At 55.9% G+C, this 18,972-nt stretch carries 21 protein-coding genes and 2 tRNA genes; 10 read left to right on the top strand and 13 right to left on the bottom strand.

From position 1 onward, the window contains the following. Positions 1-116 precede the first annotated feature (116 nt). Together lptC and H3L91_RS00805 are read right to left on the bottom strand one after the other, a co-directional pair. Positions 117-698: an LPS export ABC transporter periplasmic protein LptC gene (gene lptC, locus H3L91_RS00800; protein ID WP_007341482.1), complete on the bottom strand. Its 582-nt coding sequence runs from the start codon at positions 696-698 to the stop codon at positions 117-119. Continuing rightward, entirely contained in the window at positions 695-1,240 is a 546-nt protein-coding gene (locus H3L91_RS00805) for a KdsC family phosphatase (RefSeq protein ID WP_007341483.1), read from the bottom strand. The genes lptC and H3L91_RS00805 overlap by 4 nt, the downstream gene beginning before the upstream one ends. 198 nt (positions 1,241-1,438) lie before the next feature. Between H3L91_RS00805 and H3L91_RS00810 the strand changes: the two genes are divergently transcribed. From H3L91_RS00810 to H3L91_RS00855, 10 genes are all read left to right on the top strand, one after another. Next, a complete protein-coding gene (locus H3L91_RS00810) occupies positions 1,439-2,005 on the top strand; it encodes an NADPH-dependent FMN reductase (RefSeq protein ID WP_007341484.1) in 567 nt (188 codons plus the stop codon). A gap of 205 nt (positions 2,006-2,210) precedes the next feature. Continuing rightward, a tRNA-Phe gene (locus H3L91_RS00815) sits at positions 2,211-2,286 on the top strand. Positions 2,287-2,493: 207 nt separating this feature from the next. Further along, positions 2,494-3,735: a tyrosine-type recombinase/integrase gene (locus H3L91_RS00820; protein ID WP_007341486.1), complete on the top strand. Its 1,242-nt coding sequence runs from the start codon at positions 2,494-2,496 to the stop codon at positions 3,733-3,735. A 13-nt stretch (positions 3,736-3,748) separates the two neighbouring features. After that, positions 3,749-4,510, top strand: coding sequence for a hypothetical protein (locus H3L91_RS00825; RefSeq protein ID WP_007341487.1), 762 nt, complete (start codon positions 3,749-3,751; stop codon positions 4,508-4,510). Between the two features lie 89 nt (positions 4,511-4,599). Beyond that, complete coding sequence (locus H3L91_RS00830) at positions 4,600-4,827, top strand: helix-turn-helix transcriptional regulator (RefSeq protein ID WP_007341488.1); 228 nt, start codon at positions 4,600-4,602, stop codon at positions 4,825-4,827. An 11-nt stretch (positions 4,828-4,838) separates the two neighbouring features. Continuing rightward, a complete protein-coding gene (locus tag H3L91_RS00835) occupies positions 4,839-5,114 on the top strand; it encodes a helix-turn-helix domain-containing protein (protein WP_007341489.1) in 276 nt (91 codons plus the stop codon). Between the two features lie 8 nt (positions 5,115-5,122). Continuing rightward, on the top strand, positions 5,123-5,584 hold the full coding sequence (locus H3L91_RS00840; protein WP_007341490.1) for a hypothetical protein: 462 nt from the start codon (positions 5,123-5,125) through the stop codon (positions 5,582-5,584). A 244-nt stretch (positions 5,585-5,828) separates the two neighbouring features. Continuing rightward, positions 5,829-6,074 carry a hypothetical protein gene (locus H3L91_RS00845; RefSeq protein ID WP_007341492.1) on the top strand — a complete coding sequence of 82 codons (246 nt, stop codon included), beginning with the start codon at positions 5,829-5,831 and terminating at the stop codon, positions 6,072-6,074. Then, positions 6,071-6,235: a hypothetical protein gene (locus tag H3L91_RS00850; RefSeq protein WP_007341493.1), complete on the top strand. Its 165-nt coding sequence runs from the start codon at positions 6,071-6,073 to the stop codon at positions 6,233-6,235. Before H3L91_RS00845 ends, H3L91_RS00850 begins: the two co-directional genes overlap by 4 nt. 659 nt (positions 6,236-6,894) lie before the next feature. Then, positions 6,895-7,467 carry a hypothetical protein gene (locus H3L91_RS00855; protein ID WP_007341494.1) on the top strand — a complete coding sequence of 191 codons (573 nt, stop codon included), beginning with the start codon at positions 6,895-6,897 and terminating at the stop codon, positions 7,465-7,467. Between the two features lie 331 nt (positions 7,468-7,798). Here the strand turns inward: H3L91_RS00855 and H3L91_RS00860 are convergent. The 11 genes from H3L91_RS00860 to H3L91_RS00910 all read right to left on the bottom strand — a co-directional run bounded on the left by H3L91_RS00860 (position 7,799) and on the right by H3L91_RS00910 (position 18,962). Next, positions 7,799-7,875 (bottom strand) — tRNA-Met (locus H3L91_RS00860). Positions 7,876-8,005: 130 nt separating this feature from the next. Then, positions 8,006-9,937, bottom strand: a complete 1,932-nt coding sequence (gene dnaK / locus H3L91_RS00865) for a molecular chaperone DnaK (protein WP_007341496.1) — start codon at positions 9,935-9,937, stop codon at positions 8,006-8,008. 233 nt (positions 9,938-10,170) lie between these two features. Continuing rightward, positions 10,171-10,719 (bottom strand): nucleotide exchange factor GrpE, encoded by a 549-nt coding sequence (gene grpE / locus H3L91_RS00870; protein ID WP_040659275.1) that lies wholly within the window; start codon positions 10,717-10,719, stop codon positions 10,171-10,173. A gap of 267 nt (positions 10,720-10,986) precedes the next feature. Continuing rightward, entirely contained in the window at positions 10,987-12,315 is a 1,329-nt protein-coding gene (gene mltA, locus H3L91_RS00875) for a murein transglycosylase A (protein ID WP_007341500.1), read from the bottom strand. Positions 12,316-12,631: 316 nt separating this feature from the next. After that, positions 12,632-13,414 carry an indole-3-glycerol phosphate synthase TrpC gene (gene trpC / locus H3L91_RS00880; RefSeq protein WP_040658509.1) on the bottom strand — a complete coding sequence of 261 codons (783 nt, stop codon included), beginning with the start codon at positions 13,412-13,414 and terminating at the stop codon, positions 12,632-12,634. 123 nt (positions 13,415-13,537) lie between these two features. Further along, the gene (locus tag H3L91_RS00885) at positions 13,538-13,804 is read right to left on the bottom strand and encodes a DUF3079 domain-containing protein (RefSeq protein ID WP_040658511.1); all 267 of its coding nucleotides are present in this window, start codon (positions 13,802-13,804) and stop codon (positions 13,538-13,540) included. A 533-nt stretch (positions 13,805-14,337) separates the two neighbouring features. Next, entirely contained in the window at positions 14,338-15,210 is an 873-nt protein-coding gene (locus H3L91_RS00890; RefSeq protein ID WP_007341504.1) for an endonuclease/exonuclease/phosphatase family protein, read from the bottom strand. A gap of 101 nt (positions 15,211-15,311) precedes the next feature. After that, a complete protein-coding gene (gene gltX / locus H3L91_RS00895) occupies positions 15,312-16,706 on the bottom strand; it encodes a glutamate--tRNA ligase (RefSeq protein ID WP_007341505.1) in 1,395 nt (464 codons plus the stop codon). Positions 16,707-16,801: 95 nt separating this feature from the next. Continuing rightward, positions 16,802-17,353 (bottom strand): methylated-DNA--[protein]-cysteine S-methyltransferase, encoded by a 552-nt coding sequence (locus tag H3L91_RS00900; protein ID WP_081458557.1) that lies wholly within the window; start codon positions 17,351-17,353, stop codon positions 16,802-16,804. Then, the gene (locus H3L91_RS00905) at positions 17,346-17,975 is read right to left on the bottom strand and encodes an IMPACT family protein (RefSeq protein WP_007341507.1); all 630 of its coding nucleotides are present in this window, start codon (positions 17,973-17,975) and stop codon (positions 17,346-17,348) included. Before H3L91_RS00905 ends, H3L91_RS00900 begins: the two co-directional genes overlap by 8 nt. 54 nt (positions 17,976-18,029) lie before the next feature. After that, positions 18,030-18,962, bottom strand: a complete 933-nt coding sequence (locus H3L91_RS00910; RefSeq protein WP_040658512.1) for an electron transfer flavoprotein subunit alpha/FixB family protein — start codon at positions 18,960-18,962, stop codon at positions 18,030-18,032. Between the last annotated feature and the right edge of the window lie 10 nt (positions 18,963-18,972).

Raw genomic sequence — 18,972 nt, forward strand, 5'->3', positions numbered from 1 at the left:
GGCTGCACGGCAAGGCGCAAAACGCAGGCAATAGCGGGACTATTGTCAAGTTTCGCAACGCAGCCGGACGGCTAAGATGTGTCAGCGGCGTCCGTGCCAGAGACACCAAACAGGTTTTAAGGGTTTTTCGGTTCATAAACAGTTGCTTTCACTCGTGAGGGCAGGCGCAGCAGCCCTTGGTTGTAGTCGTAGGTCATGCCCTCGGCCGTGCCGTGCGACTGGCCGTAGTCGAAGCGCACGAAGCCGGGGGCGGCGGCGGTTTTGGAAACGGTGTCAACAGAGAGGCTGTCGGTGGCGAGCCGTCCGGCGGGTTTGCCTGCGGCGGCTTCTTTGTCCAGCACAACCTGTTTTTCAAAAAGGATTTTCCGGCTGCCGGTGTCGTAGCGGGCTTCTTCGCTGCCGACCTGGTAGGCTTTCTCCCCCTGCGCGTAAACCTGCAACAGAGGCCGTCTGAAAACCACTTCTTTGCTTTGGGGAAACTGCCATGCGGCTTCGGCGTCCAGCCTGTCCTGCAACGCACCCTGCCGGTCGAAACGGCTGCCGGAAATGCCTTCCATCGCATACTGCGGCTCGTTCGGATTGAGGGCGGCCTCCTCGACCGTAACGGTGCTGATGCGGTCGAGCCAGGCGGAAAGGCCGCCGAGCGCGAGTGCCAGCACCAGCGGAAACAGCCAGCCGGCATAGCGTTTGTAGGTCATTTGACATAGCTTTCCAGCGCGGCGGCCAGCGTGCCCTGCGCCTGCATGATGAGTTCGCACAGCTCGCGCACCGCGCCGCAGCCCGCGCCGCTCTGGGTGATATAGCCCGCGTGCTTGCGCACCAGCCAGTGCGCCTCGGGCACGGCGGCAGACAGGCCGCAGCGCAGCATCACCGGCAGATCGACCACATCGTCGCCGATATAGGCGCATTCATCTTCCGCCACGCCCGCCTGCGCCAGCAGCTCGCCATAGGCCGCCAGTTTGTCGTAAATGCCTTTGAAATAATAACTTATGCCCAGCTGCTGCACGCGCACGGCAACAGAGGGCGCGTCGCGGCCGGTAATCACGGCGGTGCGCACGCCCGCCGCATGCAGCATTTTCAGGCCGTGCCCGTCGAGCGTGTGGAAAGACTTGATTTCCTCGCCGTTGTCGCGGATGAAAATGCGCCCGTCGGTCAGCACTCCGTCCACATCCATAATCAGCAGCTTCACTTTGGCGGCACGCGCCTGCAACTCTTCGGGAATAAGGCTTCTCTTTCTCATAGCAATCTTTCAGACGGCATAAAAAAGTTTATTTTAACATTAGAACCCGTTCAGCGTCTGCGCACAAACCGCCCATGCGCCCATGCGCATACCCGCACCCGTCGCCGCTTGCATTACAATGGTTTTACACTTATTATCATTCCCCAAACTCCCGCCGCCGCACGGCGGCTTCTTCCACCCCTTCGAAAGGAAAACATCATGGCAAAAAAAGTCAGCATCCTCGTCGGCAGCCTGCGCAAAGGCTCTTTCGCCCGCAAAGTGGCGCAAAACGCGATTGACATGTTCCCCGCAAGCTACGAAGCGAAAATCGTCGAAATCGGCCACCTGCCGCTGTACAACTTCGACTACGATGACCCCAACGAAACCGATTTCCCCACGCCCGAGAGCTACACCGAATTCCGCGAAACCATCAAAGCCTCCGACGGCGTGCTGTTCGTTACCGCCGAAAACAACCGCACCGTGCCCGCCTGCCTGAAAAACGCGGTGGACATCGGCTCCAAACCCAACGCCGACGTAGCCTGGAAAAAAACACCCGCCGGCATCATCAGCCACTCGGTCGGCAAAATGGGCGGCTACAGCTCGCAGAAAAACCTGCGCCTCGCCCTCTCCTACTTCGACATGCCGCTCACTGGCCAGCCCGAAGTGTTTTTGGGCAACTCGCCGACCCTGTTCGACGACAACGGCAAACTGATCGAATCCGCACGCGGCTTTGTTCAGGGCTACATCGACCAGCTCGTCGCGCTGATTGAGAAAAACCCGAAATAACAGCGTTCGGAAAACCGAAAAGGCCGTCTGAAAACCCAACTCCCCTACAATGGAAAACGCTTTTCAGACGGCCTTTGCCATGTGATGCCGCGAATCCGGACGCAGCAAAACAGAATTATTGTTAAATATTAAATGCTTAACAAGTATTCAAAAATATATGCTTGCCTCGGTAAGAAGAATATGATTTAATGCGCGTCTTTCGCAAGGCCAGATAGCTCAGTCGGTAGAGCAACGGATTGAAAATCCGTGTGTCGGCAGTTCGATCCTGCCTCTGGCCACCATTAACCGCTTTTCAGCGGTTATTTTTTTGTCTTCCGAACACAACCAACAGCAACAACTCTTTCATATATCAGATATTTTTTAATTTTCCAGCCTGACACTTTCGCAACAAACCGCCATTTTCGACCGCTTGAAGCAACATATTTTTGTTGGTACATTTGCAGCAAAGCACCAACATTTTTTAGAAAAGCACCAACACTTTCAAAAAAATGCACCAACAAATCCCCAGAAAAGGCTTATCAGACATAGCTTTAACCGACAGGCAAATCAGAGCGGCCAAACCAACGGGCAAGAAACAGACACTTTCCGACGGCGGCGGCTTGTCGTTGGTTGTTACCCCCGCAGGCGGCAAATACTGGCAATACAATTTCAGGCATGACGGCAAACAAAAAACCTTGCGGCTTGGCTCATACCCCGAAATCCCCCTGACAAAGGCGCGTGAAAAACACTTGCAGGCGCGGCAAATGCTGGCGGAGGGCATAGACCCCAACGCCTCAAAGCAGCAGGCCAAACAAGCCAAGCAGGCCGCCTTGAAAAACACTTTTGAGAACATCGCCGCAGAATGGCACGCCTACCAGCGGCCAAGCTGGACACCCGCCCATGCCGCCAAAGTTTGGCGCAGCTTTGAGGCGGATATACTGCCCGCCATCGGCAAAGAACCGATACACACCATTACCGTCAAACAGATTCAGGCCGTTATCGACCATGTGGCCGCACGCGGCGCATTGGATACGGCGGCCACCGTCTTGCAGCGCATCAAGGCCGTATTTAATTACGCCATACGCACCGAGCGGGCGGAAAACAATCCCGCCGTACCGCTGACGGGCGTGATTAAAGTACCCAAACAAAAACACCAGCCTGCCTTACCGCAATCCGAGCTGACCGAGTTTTACCGCCGCCTGATGCGCGAAAACATCAAACAGCCCACCCGCCTTGCCATGCTGCTTATCATGCTGACCTTTGTGCGGGCGGGCGAACTTCGCAAAGCGGAATGGGCAGATTTTGATTTTGAAGCGCGTGAATGGCGCATACCCGCCGAAAAGATGAAGATGAAAGCCCCGCACATCGTACCGCTGGCCGATTGGACGCTGGAAATCTTGGCCGAGCTGAAAATCATCACAGGCCACAGCCGCTATCTGTTTCCCGCCGTCGGCAGCCCCGACAAGCCCATGAGCGAAAACACACTAAGCTACCTCACAGGCCGCATGGGATACAGCGGCATTGCCACCCCGCACGGTTTCCGCAGCTTGGCAACGGACGTATTGAACGAAAACGGCTACCCGCCCGACGTGATAGAGCGGCAGCTTGCCCATGTGGAACAAAACAAAGTAAGAGCGGCATACCACCGCACGGAATACCTGCCCCAACGGCACGAGATGATGAAATGGTATGCGGAATTTTTGAAACAGCGGTTTGACAAAGCGGTTGAAACGCTTGCCGCTGGCGTTTGAGGCCGTCTGAAAAATGAGTAAATTACAAAGCATTCTAAAATCCGTCAGGCATGATGATGAGTATATCCATTGCCGTGAAGCGGTAGAATTGATAGCAAGAGAAACAAATGATGAAATTCGGGAAGTGGGCAGATTCTTGGCAAGCCTTTTCTTCCATGTTGAATTTTGCGATTTTTCGTATTACCAATATGAAGATACAGGGATATACAAAAAAATCGAACCAATAGAGCTAGATATAGAAGCAAGAAATTTTGCTAATTGCTTTTTTACAAATGCTGATAAGGGAGTGTTTACCGTTACCCCCGAGGCATACAACGACGAAACAGCGAGGTTTGTACAACATCTGATTGAAACTAACTGCTGTACCTATCACGATTTTGGCGTAGAAAATGATTTTGACATTTACTGGAAAAAAGACAAATTTTTTGAATTTTGCAAACACTACGGCCTGTTTTCAGGAAATACCCCCACCCCAAATAGGGTAGATTCTTCCGATACGGAAGCATTCATGGCGGCAAACAGACAACTTGAATCTGACAATACCGCTTTAAAAAATAACCTGAATGCCGTTATCAAATCAGGAAAATCGGTTACAGCAAATATGAATATTATCGGCGCATTGCTTGGCACGGTGTTATCTGAAAACAGATTTAAAAGCCAAGCCGAGCTGAAAACCTACCTGTTAAAGCAATATGACGGCTACACAGGTATATCAGACAGCAATTTAGACAACGTTTTTTCTTTGGCAAACCAGTATTTGTCAGACCCTAAATAGGGCAAAATCCACCCCATTTAGAATGAAGCCGCCTATCAAGGCGGCTATTCTTTTGCCTGTTTCACAACCAACGGCAAAAGGAAGCCATTATGACAAACCAAGTAGAAACCTTTTTGCGTATCGGCGAAGTCAAAAAAGCCTTAGGCGTAACCAGCAGCGAGGCCGTTTATTCCCGTATGCGCGAGGGCAACCCCCGCTACGACCCCGATATGCCCAAATCCGTGAAAGTGGGCAAACGCGCCACCGCATGGCTGGCAAGCGAAATTGCCGCCTACCAGCAGATTTTAATCAGCCGCAGCCGCGAAGCAGGCAAATAGGAGGGCAGACCATGACGCAAAAAAATACCGCCCAAACGGCAAACCATTCAGACGGCACGAACAGCAAACGCCATTCTACCAAACCGCCGAGCCAACACGCACGCATTCTGCAATGGCTCAAAAACGGCGGCATTACCAACTACGAAATGCACACGCGCGGCATCAACGCCGCCACCGCCCGCATTTCGGAACTGCGCCGCATGGGCTACCCCGTGCAAGACCGTTACGAGCCGCATACCAACCAGTTCGGGCGGAAAACAAAAATTAAACGGTATTGGCTGGCATAGGGGGCGGCATGGGAAGCCGACAAAAACAGGCCGACAAATGGCGCGAGGCCGCCGAAAAACGCGGCAACCAGTCATTCATGCCGCTGCGGCACGACGTATTGCGCAGCCCCGTAGTACAAACCCTTTCCGGCAGTGCCGCCCGCCTGCTGCTGCACCTTATGGCGCAGTACAACGGCCACAACAACGGCGATTTGACGGCCACATACGCAAGCGCAGGTTTCCCGTCCAAAGAGACATTGGGAAAAGCGATTGCCGAACTGCGGGGCAACGGCCTGATAACCGTATCAAGGCAGGGCGGACGCAACCGCTGCAACCTGTATGCCATGACTTTCCTAGCCATCGACCACTGCGGCGGCAAGCTGGACATCGAGGCCACCGCCCGCCCGCCTGACGACTGGAAGCGGCGGCACTACGAAATGACCCCGCCCCCACCGTTGAAACCGCCCGACCAAACCAACGCTACGGACTGACCCAATGCCGTATCAACGACATCTTGAAACAGAAAAATGGCAGAAAACGAGGGGGGCATGGGGTGTGAAAACATAAAATATTACTATAAAACAATATCTTGATTTTTTTATTTTGGCAGAAATGGCAAAACCCATCAATCCGAAACCACAGAGGCTTTCAGACGGCCTTTGCAGGCATCCCCTACCCTATCCCCGCCACACAAAAGCCCGTATTGCGCCTGCGCGGCGGGGAAAAGGCAACCGCATGGACACCAACCGCACCATTTTGGCCGACGGCCTGCGCAGGCTGAATCTGCCCTTTGCCGAGCTACGGCGCATCGCCGATTTGCCGCCCTGCCCGAGATGCGGCAAAACATCCTGCCCGCATCCCGAAAACCAAACCACCACCGCCCAAATGCGCAGCCTGCTGTATGCCGTGCTGGAAGCGGCAGGCGCAAGCCCCGAAAGCATGGGCATCCTGCCCGAAACGCCCGAAAGGAGAACGCAATGAGCGGCGAAAACGAAACCCGCATACGGGAATGGGTAACGGCACAAATCGAAGCCCTGCCCGCCGACGCAACGGAAACCGATTTGCTGCTGGCACTGTTTCCGCCCGATTGGGACACATTGGGAGAACCACCCGAAAGGAGCGAAGCGCATGAAACCCTTTGACCTGTCCGACCTCAAAGCCGCCGCGCAAGGCCGCTGGCCGCAGATACAAAGCAGCCTGAAAAATTAAAGTCCTTGCCCCGTAAAACGGGGCAATAGCCCATCCATTGCCCCGTTTTACGTACCACATAAATGTAAAGAACACCCCCATTGCCCCGTTTTACGGGGCAGTCAGCCCATTTTCGCCCTACCCATTGCCCCGTTTTCCGTACACCTTTCTATATAAGCCATCTATACGCGCTTTTTAGCGCGTCCCTCTTGCCCTTTTCTTGAAAAATTTAAGGCAAAAGGGATGGGGGGCGAATTTGGCCGTTTTCCCATCCGCAAGGCAGCCTGAAAAACGGATTTGCCAAACCATCCCAACTTAGTAAAACTTAGGCAGGAAACCAAAAGGCAGCCTGAAAAGCTAAACCGCCGTAAATACCCCCTAGAACGCGCTAGGATTGATTTTGCACCCTGTCCGCTACCCTACCCCATTACTAGCGCATTTAACCGCGCTAAAAACGCAGCACAGAGCCATTTCGGCACTAAATCCATATTTGGTTTCAGCCAATCCAAATATGGACGGGCTAACGCCCTCAAATTTGAGGCCGCAAGCTCATTTTTGAGCCGAGGGCGGAAAATCGGTTAAACTTGCAAACAGACTAAATCAACAGGCAAAAATGGCAAAAGCAAGCACAGAAGACTATCGGCAGCTCAAAATCACAGACATCGCCAAATACCCGACAGGCAGCGTTATCACTGCCCGCTGGACACGCGGCGGCATAGAGCAGGCAGCCATCCGAAGCTATCGGGCAACCGAAAACCGCCTGATACTGGATTACCGCATAAACGGCGAAGCCCGCACCTATCCCGTCAAACTGCTGCATACCCCCTGCAACTACGGCGGCAGCCGCTTATGGTTTGAATGCCCGCAATGCCGCCACCGCGTCGGCGTACTGTACAGCGGGCGTGTTTTCGTATGCCGACACTGCAAAAACCTGAACTACCCCAGCACAAGGCAGCCCGCCGCCTACAACGCAATCGACAAAGCCCGCCGCCTGCTGGCAAAAATCGACCCGCTGGATACAGGCATACCGCGCCGCCCCAAAGGAATGCACCATCAAACCTACGAGCGGATTTACCGGCAATGGCTGGCAGCAGAAGAAAAAGCCGATGAGCTGGTTTCTAAGAAACTCGGCATCTTGGGAAGGCGGCTGGATAATCTGAAACCGCAGACGGCGGCTAAGAAATAAAGCCCTTGTAATTTGTTGGCGTTTTTGTTGGTTAGCCTGATTTTTAATAGAAAAATTATTTTTTAAATCAGTGTGTTGATTTGCTATTTCGATAGAGCCTCTGACCAGGTTTCCTAAGCCCAATCTTCTGATTGGGCTTTTTCTTTTATTCAAACAAAATTTGCGGATTCCTTCCCATAATACCTTTGATTTTGGACGATTCGATTAAACGGGATTAGGCAGCGTTGGATGATTGAAACAGGATAAAACCGGCGGCAAACCATGCGGGCGCGGGTTTGGTTGATGATTAGACAGCGTTGGACAAAAAAATAACCGCTCAAAAGCGGTTTAGTGGTTGCGGGGGCAGGATTCGAACCTACGACCTTCGGGTTATGAGCCCGACGAGCTACCATGCTGCTCCACCCCGCGTCAGAAGGAGTGAACTATACAGGCTTGGCTGGTGCGTGTCAAGCGTTCTACCGATAATCCGTCCGGCGGTATTGGGAAAGAAAAAACGGAAGCGGCTTTGGCTGCTTCCGTTTTTTCTTTTCAGACGGCCTTATTTCTTGTCGTCTTTCACTTCTTCAAAATCGGCATCGACTACGTCGTCGTCTTTCTTGGCGGAAGACTCCGACTGCGCCGCGCCCCCCTCTGCCTGTGCTTCGGCCTGCGCTTGGGCGTAAACCATTTCGCCCAGTTTCTGGCTGGCTGCGCCGAGTGCTTCGGCTTTGGCATCGATGGCAGCTTTGTCGTCGCCTTTGGTGGCTTCTTCGGCTTCTTTCAGCGCGGCTTCGATTTTTTCTTTCTCGGCAGCGTCGAGTTTGTCGCCGTAGTCGGCCAGCGATTTTTTCACTGAATGAATCAGGGCTTCGGCCTGATTGCGGCTCTGCACCAGTTCGGTCAGTTTTTTGTCTTCTTCGGCGTTGGCTTCGGCATCTTTCACCATGCGTTCGATTTCTTCCTCACTCAAACCGGAAGAGCCTTGGATGGTGATGTTGGCGGCTTTGCCCGTGCCTTTGTCTTTGGCCGAAACGTGCAGGATGCCGTTCGCATCGATGTCGAAGGTTACTTCGATTTGCGGCATACCGCGCGGTGCGGGTGCGATGTCGCCCAAGTTAAACTGGCCGAGCGATTTATTGGCCGAGGCGCGTTCGCGTTCGCCCTGCAAAACGTGGATGGTTACCGCGCTCTGGTTGTCTTCGGCTGTCGAGAACACCTGCGACGCTTTGGTCGGAATGGTGGTGTTTTTCTGAATCAGCTTGGTCATCACGCCGCCCATGGTTTCGATACCGAGCGAGAGCGGGGTAACGTCGAGCAGCAATACGTCGCTGCGGCCGCCGCTCAATACTTCGCCCTGAATCGCTGCGCCTACGGCAACGGCTTCATCGGGGTTCACGTCTTTGCGCGGTTCTTTGCCGAAGAATTCTTTTACGGCTTCCTGAACTTTCGGCATACGGCTCTGACCGCCGACCAGAATCACGTCGTCGATTTCGCCGGTGCTCAAACCTGCGTCTTTCAGCGCGATGCGGCAAGGCTCGATGGAGCGTTGGATCAGGTCTTCCACCAGGCTCTCGAATTTGGCGCGGGTGATTTTCATCGCCAAGTGTTTCGGGCCTGCGGCATCCATGGTGATGTACGGCAGGTTGATTTCGGTCTGCTGGCCGCTGGAGAGCTCGATTTTGGCTTTTTCGGCGGCTTCTTTCAGACGCTGCAAGGCCATCACGTCGTTTTTCAGATCGATGCCCTGTTCTTTTTTGAACTCGGCGATGATGTAGTCGATCAGACGTTGGTCGAAGTCTTCGCCGCCCAAGAAGGTGTCGCCGTTGGTGGCCAATACTTCAAACTGTTTGTCGCCGTCGAGGTTGGCGATTTCGATGATGGAAATATCGAATGTGCCGCCGCCCAAGTCGTAAACGGCTACTTTGCGGTCTTTGCTGTCGCCTTTGTCCATGCCGAAGGCCAGTGCGGCTGCGGTCGGCTCGTTGATGATGCGTTTTACGTCCAAACCGGCGATGCGGCCTGCGTCTTTGGTGGCCTGACGCTGGCTGTCGTTGAAGTAGGCCGGCACGGTAATCACGGCTTCGGTTACTTTTTCGCCCAGATAGCTTTCGGCGGCTTCTTTCATTTTGCGCAGCACTTCTGCGGAAACCTGCGGCGGAGACAGTTCTTTGTTTTGCGCTTCCACCCATGCGTCGCCGTTTTTGGCTTTGACGATTTTGAAGGGCATGGATTCGATGTCGCGCTGCACTTCTTTGTCTTCAAACTTGTGGCCGATCAGGCGTTTGACGGCGTAGATGGTGTTTTTGGCGTTGGTTACGGCCTGACGTTTGGCCGGTGCGCCGACGAGGATTTCGCCGCCGTCGAGATAGGCGATCACGGAAGGCGTGGTGCGCGCGCCTTCGGCGTTTTCAATGACTTTGGTTTGGCCGTTTTCAGAGATGGCCAGACAGGAGTTGGTTGTACCCAGGTCGATACCGATTACTTTTGCCATATTGTATTGCTCCTAAAAAATGATTGGTTAATCTGTTTTCAGACGGCCTCATGATGCTGCCGCCGTCTTGTCATGCGCTGCAAAATAGGGAAGAAGAGAAACTTTTCAAGTGCTGTGTTGTAAAAAAATCACAACTTTTTGAATTTTAAAATCAAACCGTTATGCGGTTTTTGCTGCCTACCGGCTTTTCAGACGGCCTCAAAAGGCCGTCTGAAAATGCCTCTGTGCCGTGTTTATTGCGCCGTGTTTTCTGCGGCGGCTTTGGCGACGGTTACCATGGCCGGACGCAATACGCGGTCGGATAGGGCGTAGCCTTTTTTCATCACGCCGACCACGGTGTTCGGCTCCTGATCGCTTTCCACAGCCTGCATGGCCTGGTGGCGGTGCGGGTCGAGTTTGTCGCCCGGCTGCGGGTTGATTTCGCTGATGTTTGTGTTTTCAAACGCTTTGTTCAACTCGTTCAGCGTCATTTGCACGCCCGTTTTCAGCGCGTCGAAATTGCCGCTTTGGTCGAGCAGGGCCATTTCCAGATAGTCTTTCACGGGCAGCATTTCGGCGGCGAATTTCTGGCCGGCGAATTTGTATGCGTCGGCGGTTTCCTGCTGGTGGCGGCGGCGCAGGTTTTGTTCGTTGGCCAGGCCGCGCAATTCTTCGTCTTTCAGACGGCCTTCAAGCTCCTCTACTTTGGCTTGCAGCTCTTCGTAGGTAGGCGGGGCGGCTTCGGCGGGCTGTTCGGCAGCGGGGGTTTGTTCTTCTTCGGGTGCAGGGTTTTGTTCGTTCATGCTTTTGCCTTTTTTGAGATGACGGAATGGGTTTTTCATGCGTGACTATATAGGGCCGTCTGAAAGGGTTTCAAGCGCGGGCGCAATGCAGGGGTCTTTTGGAGAGGCCGTCTGAAAAACCGGTTTTCAGACGGCCTCTTGCTTTTTCTCCGCTCAAACCAACTGCCGACCCCGAAAAAATGCGTGCGTGGCTGCGCCGCACACGTTGCATAAGGGCAGAGGCCGTCTGAAAAACGTTTTTCAGACGGCCTCTTGCTGCGGGCGGGGTCAGGGGGTGTAGCGCGGGTTCATGCCGTTGGGCAGGAGCTGCCAGACGTAGCCGGGGTGTTTCATTTTACCGGCGGTGCGGCCGGCTTCGTCGCCGTAGCCCCAGAAGAAGTCGACGCGCACCGCGCCTTTGATTGCGCTGCCGGTGTCCTGCGCCATGATGAGGCGGTTGAGGCCGTGGCGGGTGTCGGGGTGGGTGGTGGCGAGGAAGAGGGGCGCGCCGAGGGTGATGTAGTGTTTGTCCACCGCGCCGGAGTAGCCGCCGGTGAGCGGGGTGCCGAGTGCGCCGACGGGGCCGTCGCCGTTGTTTTCGAGGACGCGGAAGAAGACGAAGCTGGGGTTTTGGCCGAGGATTTCGGCCAGCCGCTGCGGGTTTTGCCGGATGTAGTTTTTGATGCCCTGCATGTCGGTCTGCGCCAGCGGCAGGTAGCCTTTGTCGGCCATGTAGCGGGCAACGGAGACATAGGGGTATTCGTTTTTATCGGCATAGCCGAGGCGGATGTAGCGTCCCTGCGGGGTTTTCAGACGGCCCGAACCTTGGATTTGCAGGAAGAAGAGTTCGACGGGGTCGTCGGCGTAGCCGAGGACGGGAGCTTTGCCGTTGAGCGCGCCGGCGTTGATTTCGCGGCGGGTGTGGTAGGGGACGAAGCGGCTGCCTTCAAAACGGCCTTTGAGGGCTTTGCTGCGTTCGTTGGTCGGGAAGGCGGCGAGGTTGGCGGTGTAGCTGCCCGCGGGGTCGATGACGCCGCTGTTTTGGCCGGTTTGGCGGACGCGCACGGTGGTTTTGCTGTTGCGCAGGGCGGCGGGCAGTTCGACGGAGACGAAGTCGTAGGGGATGCCGTAGATGGGGAAGCGGGCTTGGGCGGTGGGGCTTGCGCTGCCGTGGAGGACGGGTTCGTAGTAGCCGGTTACGGTGCCGGCGGGGCTACCGTTGCCGTTTACCTGCCAAGGGGTGAAATACTGCTCGAAGAAGTGGCGGGCGGCGTGGTTGTGGCGCGGTGTTTGCGCGGCCTGGATGCAGACGCTCTGCCAGCCGGGCTGGTTTTGCAGTTTGGCGCAGCCTTTGAGGAAGGATTCGAGGGAGGCGGCGAAATGCTGGTGCGTCCACTGCGGCAGGGCGGAATAGTCGGCGGCGGTGTAAACCGCGCCGCCGCCGGATACGCTTGTGCCGGCGGGGGCGCGCTGGCCGGCCGGCTGCGGCGGCAGACGGGTGTTGACGGGCGGCAGGGTTTGGCCGGCGGGGGCAGGTTTGGGGGCTCTTTTCGACGGGCAGGCGGCCAGTAGGCAGGCCAGCAGCAGGATGCCGCCGCGCATTAGGGTTTTGTTCATACGGTTTCGATGCAAAGGGAAAGGCCGTCTGAAATGCTTTTTCAGACGGCCTGAAAAACATGAGAAGGGAAAACGACGGCACTATACCACAAGGCCGCCGCCGCGCCGTTTTGGCGGGCGAGAAGCGGCACGTCAGGGCGGCGGGCGGTGCGGCGCAGAGATGCCGGGGCGTGTCGGCATTCGGTTTGACAAACGGTTTTTTAAGAAAAAAGCGTGGCCGGGTTGGACACCTGCGGGCATTTTTGACGCGGCAGGCAGGTGTTTTTGTCAAAAACACCCGCCGCAAGGCTGATTGGCGGCAGCCCCCAAACAGACCCTAGAACAGTTTGGCCACTTCGGCGGCGATGTCGTCGGCACGCATGAAGGTTTCGCCGATAAGGAAGGTATGCACGCCGTGCGCGCGCATGAATTCGATGTCTTCGCGGCTGCGGATGCCGCTTTCGGTTACCACGGTTTTGCCCGCCAGATGCGGCAGCAGGCGCAGGGTTTGGCCGAGGCTGACTTCAAAGGTACGCAGGTTGCGGTTGTTCACGCCCACCAGCGGCGTGGTGAGGCGGGCGCATTTTTCCAACTCGGATTCGTCGTGCAGTTCGAGCAGCACATCCATGCCCAGGGCGTGCGCCGCCTGTTCGCAGCGTTCCAGCATACCGGCATCGAGTGCGGCGGCAATCAGCAGTACGGCATCCGCGCCCCATGCGCGCGCCTGATACACCTGATACTCGCCGATGATGAAGTCTTTGCGCAGCACAGGCAGCGACACGGCGGCGCGGGCTTCTTGCAGGTAGGCAGGCGAACCTTGGAAATAGGTTTCGTCGGTAAGTACCGACAGACAGGCTGCGCCGGCGCGTTCGTAGTCGGCGGCGTGTTCGGCCGGGCGGAAATCGGCGCGGATCAGCCCTTTCGAGGGGCTGGCTTTTTTGATTTCGGCAATCACAGCGGGCAAACCGGCCGCGTGTTTGGCATGAATCGCACGGACAAACCCGCGCGGCGGCGCGGCGGCTTCGGCGCGGCGGCGGATTTCGGCGAACGGCACGGCGGCTTCGGCGGCGGCGGCTTCGACGGCTTTGGTGGCGAGGATTTTTTCGAGGATGTCGGTCATGGTTGCTCGCAAAGGAAGGGGGAAACGGCCGATTATATCGGCGGGGACGGGTTTGGAAAACGGACAGGCCGTCTGAAAGCGCAGCTTCGGCGTAGCCAAAATACGGTTTTCAGACGGCCTGTTTTAGTGTTTGAGCGGCAGCTTGATGTGCGGTTTGGCCTTTTTCGCCGCGCTTTCGGCAGGCAACAGGCCGAGTTCGCGCTGCTGCTGCTCGCTCAGCAGATTGCTCCAATCGCCTTTTTTATACCACTGGGCCCCGTCGAGTTCGCACGGATGCTGGATGCGCTCGCAGCCGTTGCCGCATTGCAGGTCTTCGGCGGAACAGTATTTCTCGCAACCCCAGCAGATGCGCTCGGGATGCTTGGGGAAAATGGGAAATTTCTTGGCCATCACGCTTCCTTGTGTAAAGTCGGAAAATGATACACCTTTTATGAATGTTTTACAGTGCGGCCGTCTGAAAACCGGCGGCAGCAGACTGCGGGCAAAAAAACAGCCACTGCACATTCCCACAATATGCAGCGGCTAATCCCCAACTCTGCCTTCCCGAGCAGAGCCGACGGCAGGCCGTCGTCAGGGTTCGCGTTTTCCGTAATGTATTTGTTTTCTGATGCTTGCGCATCCGTTAAGAACGACCGGCACGCTGTGCGCCGGTAAAATATTTTAAGCAACGCATGTGCCAAACTTAACCGTGCTTCAAACACGTTGGCAGATTACTGATATAAAAGGAAATAATTTAATCGGTTTTTTTTACCGCTTAACCACAACGGCAGCACCCCGTACATTTTGCGCCGCATTCCGACAGCCGCCCTTTCGGCAAAATGGGCAGGTTTATGCCGATTTGCGGCAGACCGTTAGCATATTAAATGAACCAACGCAAGACAAATCAAGGCAATACAGAGCATCGGGCGGCATATGGCGCATTTTTACCATGTTGCCGACAAAGCGCGGTGATCGGAATGTATCCACGGCAGAGGCCGCACCCGCACATGCGTGTTTTTGGCGAACACATGGTCGATATTGAGAAAAAACGGTTTCCACGTCGGCAGATAAAAACGGGTTTGCGCCCTTACGCCCGCTTCGGCGGCAAAACGGCGGTACAGCGGCGAGAACGGGCTGCTGTTCATGTCACCGGCCACCACGGCTTTGTTTTCCGCCGCAACGGCGCGGGCGGTGTCGCGCAAATAGTCGGCACGGTGCTGCGCCAGCGTACCGCTGACGGGCGGCGGCGGATGGAGGGCGTAAACGGCGGTATCGCCGGAAACGGCGCGGATATAGGGATAACCGTCGGAAAAGCGCACTTCGCAGGCCGATAAGGGCTGCCTGCTCCACACGGCCAGCGCAAAGGGGCTGTCGGATTCGCGTTCGCAGCCGTAAGGATAATGCCGGCGCAGCTGCACCCAGCCCGTATCGGCCAAATCGATTTCCGCCAAAGCCAGTATGTTGGCATCCGCATCAAGCAAGGCGGCGGTTTCGGCCTGCGGCTGCGGGTTGTCGAGATTGACGTTGTACCAAACCAGGCTGTGCCGCGTTTCAGACGGCCTGTGTATCTCGAAAGGCTGCATCAGCCAAAATGCGCAAACAAAGACGCAGGCCGCCCACAGCCAACGCCGCCTGCCACCGCGAAACAGGGCGGCGAGTAGAAAAACCGCCGCATAATAGGGCATGAAATGGGCGAACAGTTCGGCAAACCAATGCGCCGCGCCGAGCTGTCCGGCAATGGCGGCAGCCAGCGACAAAATAGCCAATGCGTTCAGCCGTCTGATAAAAAATTCCCGCCATGAAAAAGTGTTCTTCATTTATATGTTCCGTTTGCCTGAAAACACTGCCGTCCGATGATATAGGAAAGGCCGTCTGAAAACCGCAATAATGTTTTCAGACGGCCTGTTGCATTCCCTTCTTACGAGCGGATGCGGCGCAAGACTTCTTCTTTGCCGATCAGTGCCAGCACGGCATCCACCGACGGGGTTTTGGCGGTGCCGCACACGACAAGGCGCAGCGGCATGCCGAGTTTGCCCATTTTGATGCCCTCTTCTTCGCAGAATGGTTTGAAGAGTTCGTGGATGGCTTCGGCATTCCAGTTGTCCACAGCTTCGAGGCGTTCGGCAAAACGCAGCATACGCGCGGAGGCTTCTTCGTCCCAGTGTTTGGCGACATCAGCCTCGGCGGGCGTTTGTTTTTCGTAGAAATACAGGCATTCGTCGGCGAGCGCGTTCAAATCTTGGGCTCGGTCTTTCACCAGCGCGAGCACGTCTTCCAGCGCGGGGCGGGCGGTGTCGCGGATACCGCGTATGGCGAGGCGGTCTTTCAAGAGCGCGGCCAGTTTGTCGTTGGGCGTGGCTTTGATGTGTTCGCCGTTGATCCAATAGAGTTTTTTCAAATCCATGCGGCTGGGCGAGGGGGACACGTCTTTCAGATCAAACCACTCGGTAAACTGCGCCATGGTGAAAAATTCGTCGTCGCCGTGCGCCCAGCCGAGGCGGGCGAGGTAGTTGAGCATGGCTTCGGGCAGAATGCCCATCGCGTCAAACTCGGTGATGGCGACGGTGTCACCGCTGCGTTTGGAGATTTTGCGGCCTTGTTCGTTGAGAATCATCGGCAGGTGGCCGTATTCGGGCAGGGTCGCGCCGACGGCTTTTAAGATGTTGATTTGTTTGGGTGTGTTGTTCACATGGTCGTCGCCGCGAATCACATGGGTGATGCCCATGTCGAAATCGTCCACCACCACGCAGAAGTTGTAAGTGGGCGTGCCATCGGCGCGGGCGATGATGAGGTCGTCGAGGGCTTCGTTGGGGATGGCGATTTCGCCTTTTACCAAGTCCTGCCAGCGGGTAATGCCTTCCAGCGGCATTTTGAAACGCACCACCGGCTCGCGGCCTGCGGGGATTTCGGGCAGGGTTTTGCCCTCTTCCGGCCGCCAGCGGCGGTCGTAAGTGGCCGTGCCTTCTTTTTCGGCCTGATCGCGCATGGCTTCGAGTTCTTCTTTGCTGCAATAGCAGTAGTAGGCGTGGCCTTTTTCGAGCAGCTCGGCGATCACTTGTTTATAGCGATCAAAGCGGCGGGTTTGGTAAACTACATGATCGGCGTTGTCGTAGTTGAGGCCGACCCAGTTCATGCCCTCGAGAATGATGTTGACAGATTCAGCGGTGGAGCGGGCAAGGTCGGTGTCTTCGATACGCAGTAAAAACTCGCCTTTGTGGTGGCGGGCATACGCCCATGAAAACAGGGCGGTGCGCACGCCGCCGATGTGCAGATAGCCGGTGGGGCTGGGGGCGAAACGGGTTTTGACGGTCATTGTTGTCTTTCCAATCGGTTTTAAAACGGTTTGAGGCCGTCTGAAAACATTTTCCGGTTTTGGCTGCGCCGAAGTGATACTTTCAGACGGCCTGTTCAGAATAAAGAGGCATTGCCGCTTTCCAATGCCAGCAATGCCTGTTTGCGCGGCAGGCCGCCGGCATAGCCGGTGAGGCTGCCATTGCTGCCGATAATACGGTGGCAGGGAACGATGATGGAGATTTTGTTTGCGCCGTTGGCGGCGGCAACGGCGCGTATCGCTTTCGGATTGCCGAGCGTTTCCGACTGCTGTTTGTAGCTGCGCGTTTCGCCGTAAGGGATGGTTTGCAGGATGTGCCATACCTGTTTTTGAAACGATGTGCCGACCAAATCCAGCGGCAGATCGAACTTCTGCCGTTGTCCGACGAAATATTCGCCCAGCTGGCGACGCAGGTTCTGCGTTTCATCGGTTTCTTCCGTTGCAAAACCATAGGCGTGATGGTGCAGGCACACCGCTTTCAATTCACGATCCAAATGTTGCTGGCCGTCAAATTCGAGCAGACACAAGCCTTGCGGTGAAAAAACAGCCGTCATCCGACCCAAGGGCGTTTCAACGCCGACGCGGTTCAAACAGTTTTTTTCAGACGGCCTCACAGCGTTTTTAGTCATCAATTTGCCCTTCCGGCGCAAAGTCTTCCTGTATTTCTATCGCCCGCGTCTGTCGCCAGGCCGCGATACAGTTTTCGTAAACCGACAGCGGCACGCGTACAGTCAGGAGGCAGTCAAGCTGCAAATCCTGCGCCACGATTTCGGCGCGGTGCTGTTTGGCGATTCTTACGGCATCGTTCAAATTCGGATAGGCGCAGCGCAGAGAAACGGTTTTTTCGATGTTTTTTTCGATGATTTCCGCCGTTTTCAAGGCTTCGGATGCGGCGGTTTTGTAGGCATGAATCAGCCCGGGAACGCCGAGCAGCGTGCCGCCGAAATAACGCACGACAATAATCAGCACATCAGTCAGACCGAAAGAATCGATTTGCCCGAGTATCGGCCGCCCCGCGCTGCCCGCAGGTTCGCCGTCGTCGTTGGCGCGAAATTGCAGGCCGTCCGTACCAAGCCGGTAGGCATAGCACCAATGCCGCGCCTTGTGGTGCGCCTGCCGCTGCGTATCCACCAATGTTTTCACTTCATCAACAGTGCGCACGGGATAGGCATAGGCGATGAAGCGGCTGCCTTTGTCTTTGAACTCGGCTTCGGCGGACGCGGCGAGGGTTTGGTAAACGGTGGGAGACATTCGCTTGCGGAAGGCCGTCTGAAAAGTTTTCAGACGGCCTGTTTCACGTGAAACTCAATTTTTTAATGCGGCGGTAAGCTGCGGCACAATTTCAAACAAATCGCCGACAATGCCGTAATCGGCGACATTGAAAATCGCCGCATCGGGATCTTTATTGATGGCAACAATGGTTTTGCTGTCCTGCATACCGGCGACGTGCTGGATTGCGCCGGAAATGCCGACGGCAATATACAGCTCGGGCGCAACCACTTTGCCAGTCTGTCCGACCTGGTAATCGTTCGGCGCGTATTCGGCATCCACCGCCGCCCGCGACGCACCCACCGCCGCGCCAAGCGCGTCGGCCAAAGGAAAAATCAGTTTGTCGAAATTTTCTTTGCTTCCCAAACCCTTACCGCCGGAAACCACCACTTTTGCCTGCGTCAGCTCGGGACGTTCCAACTGCGGCAGTTCGCGGCTGATGAAACGGCTGAGGTTTTGCGCGGGCACAACGGGCACTTGCACTACTTGCGCATTGCCGCCTTCTTCCGCTGCCGCAAAGGCGGTTGTGCGGAAGGTCAGCACCAGTTTCGGTTCACCACATTTCAGTGTAACCAGCGCATTGCCCGCATAAATCGGACGCACGAAAGTATCAGCATCCACAATTTCCACCAAATCGGAAATCTGAGGGCAATCCAGCAGCGCGGCGATGCGCGGCATCAGGTTTTTGCCGAAAGCATCGGCGGCGACGGTGAGATAACGGTAATCGGCGGCCAGAGATACGGCCAGAGGCGCGAGTTCCTCCGCCAAACCCTCGGCATAATGCGGCGCGTCGGCTAACAGCACCTTTTCCACACCAACAAGACGCGCCGCCTGCGCCGCAACGGCCTGTGCGCCGCTGCCCGCCACCAAAACATGCACCACGCCGAGTCGGGCGGCGGCGGACACGGCATGCAGCGTGGCGGGATTCAAGGTTTGGTTGTTGTGTTCGGCAATTACTAAAACGCTCATCATATCCTCC

Source organism: Neisseria bacilliformis (assembly GCF_014055025.1).
GTDB lineage: Bacteria > Pseudomonadota > Gammaproteobacteria > Burkholderiales > Neisseriaceae > Neisseria > Neisseria bacilliformis.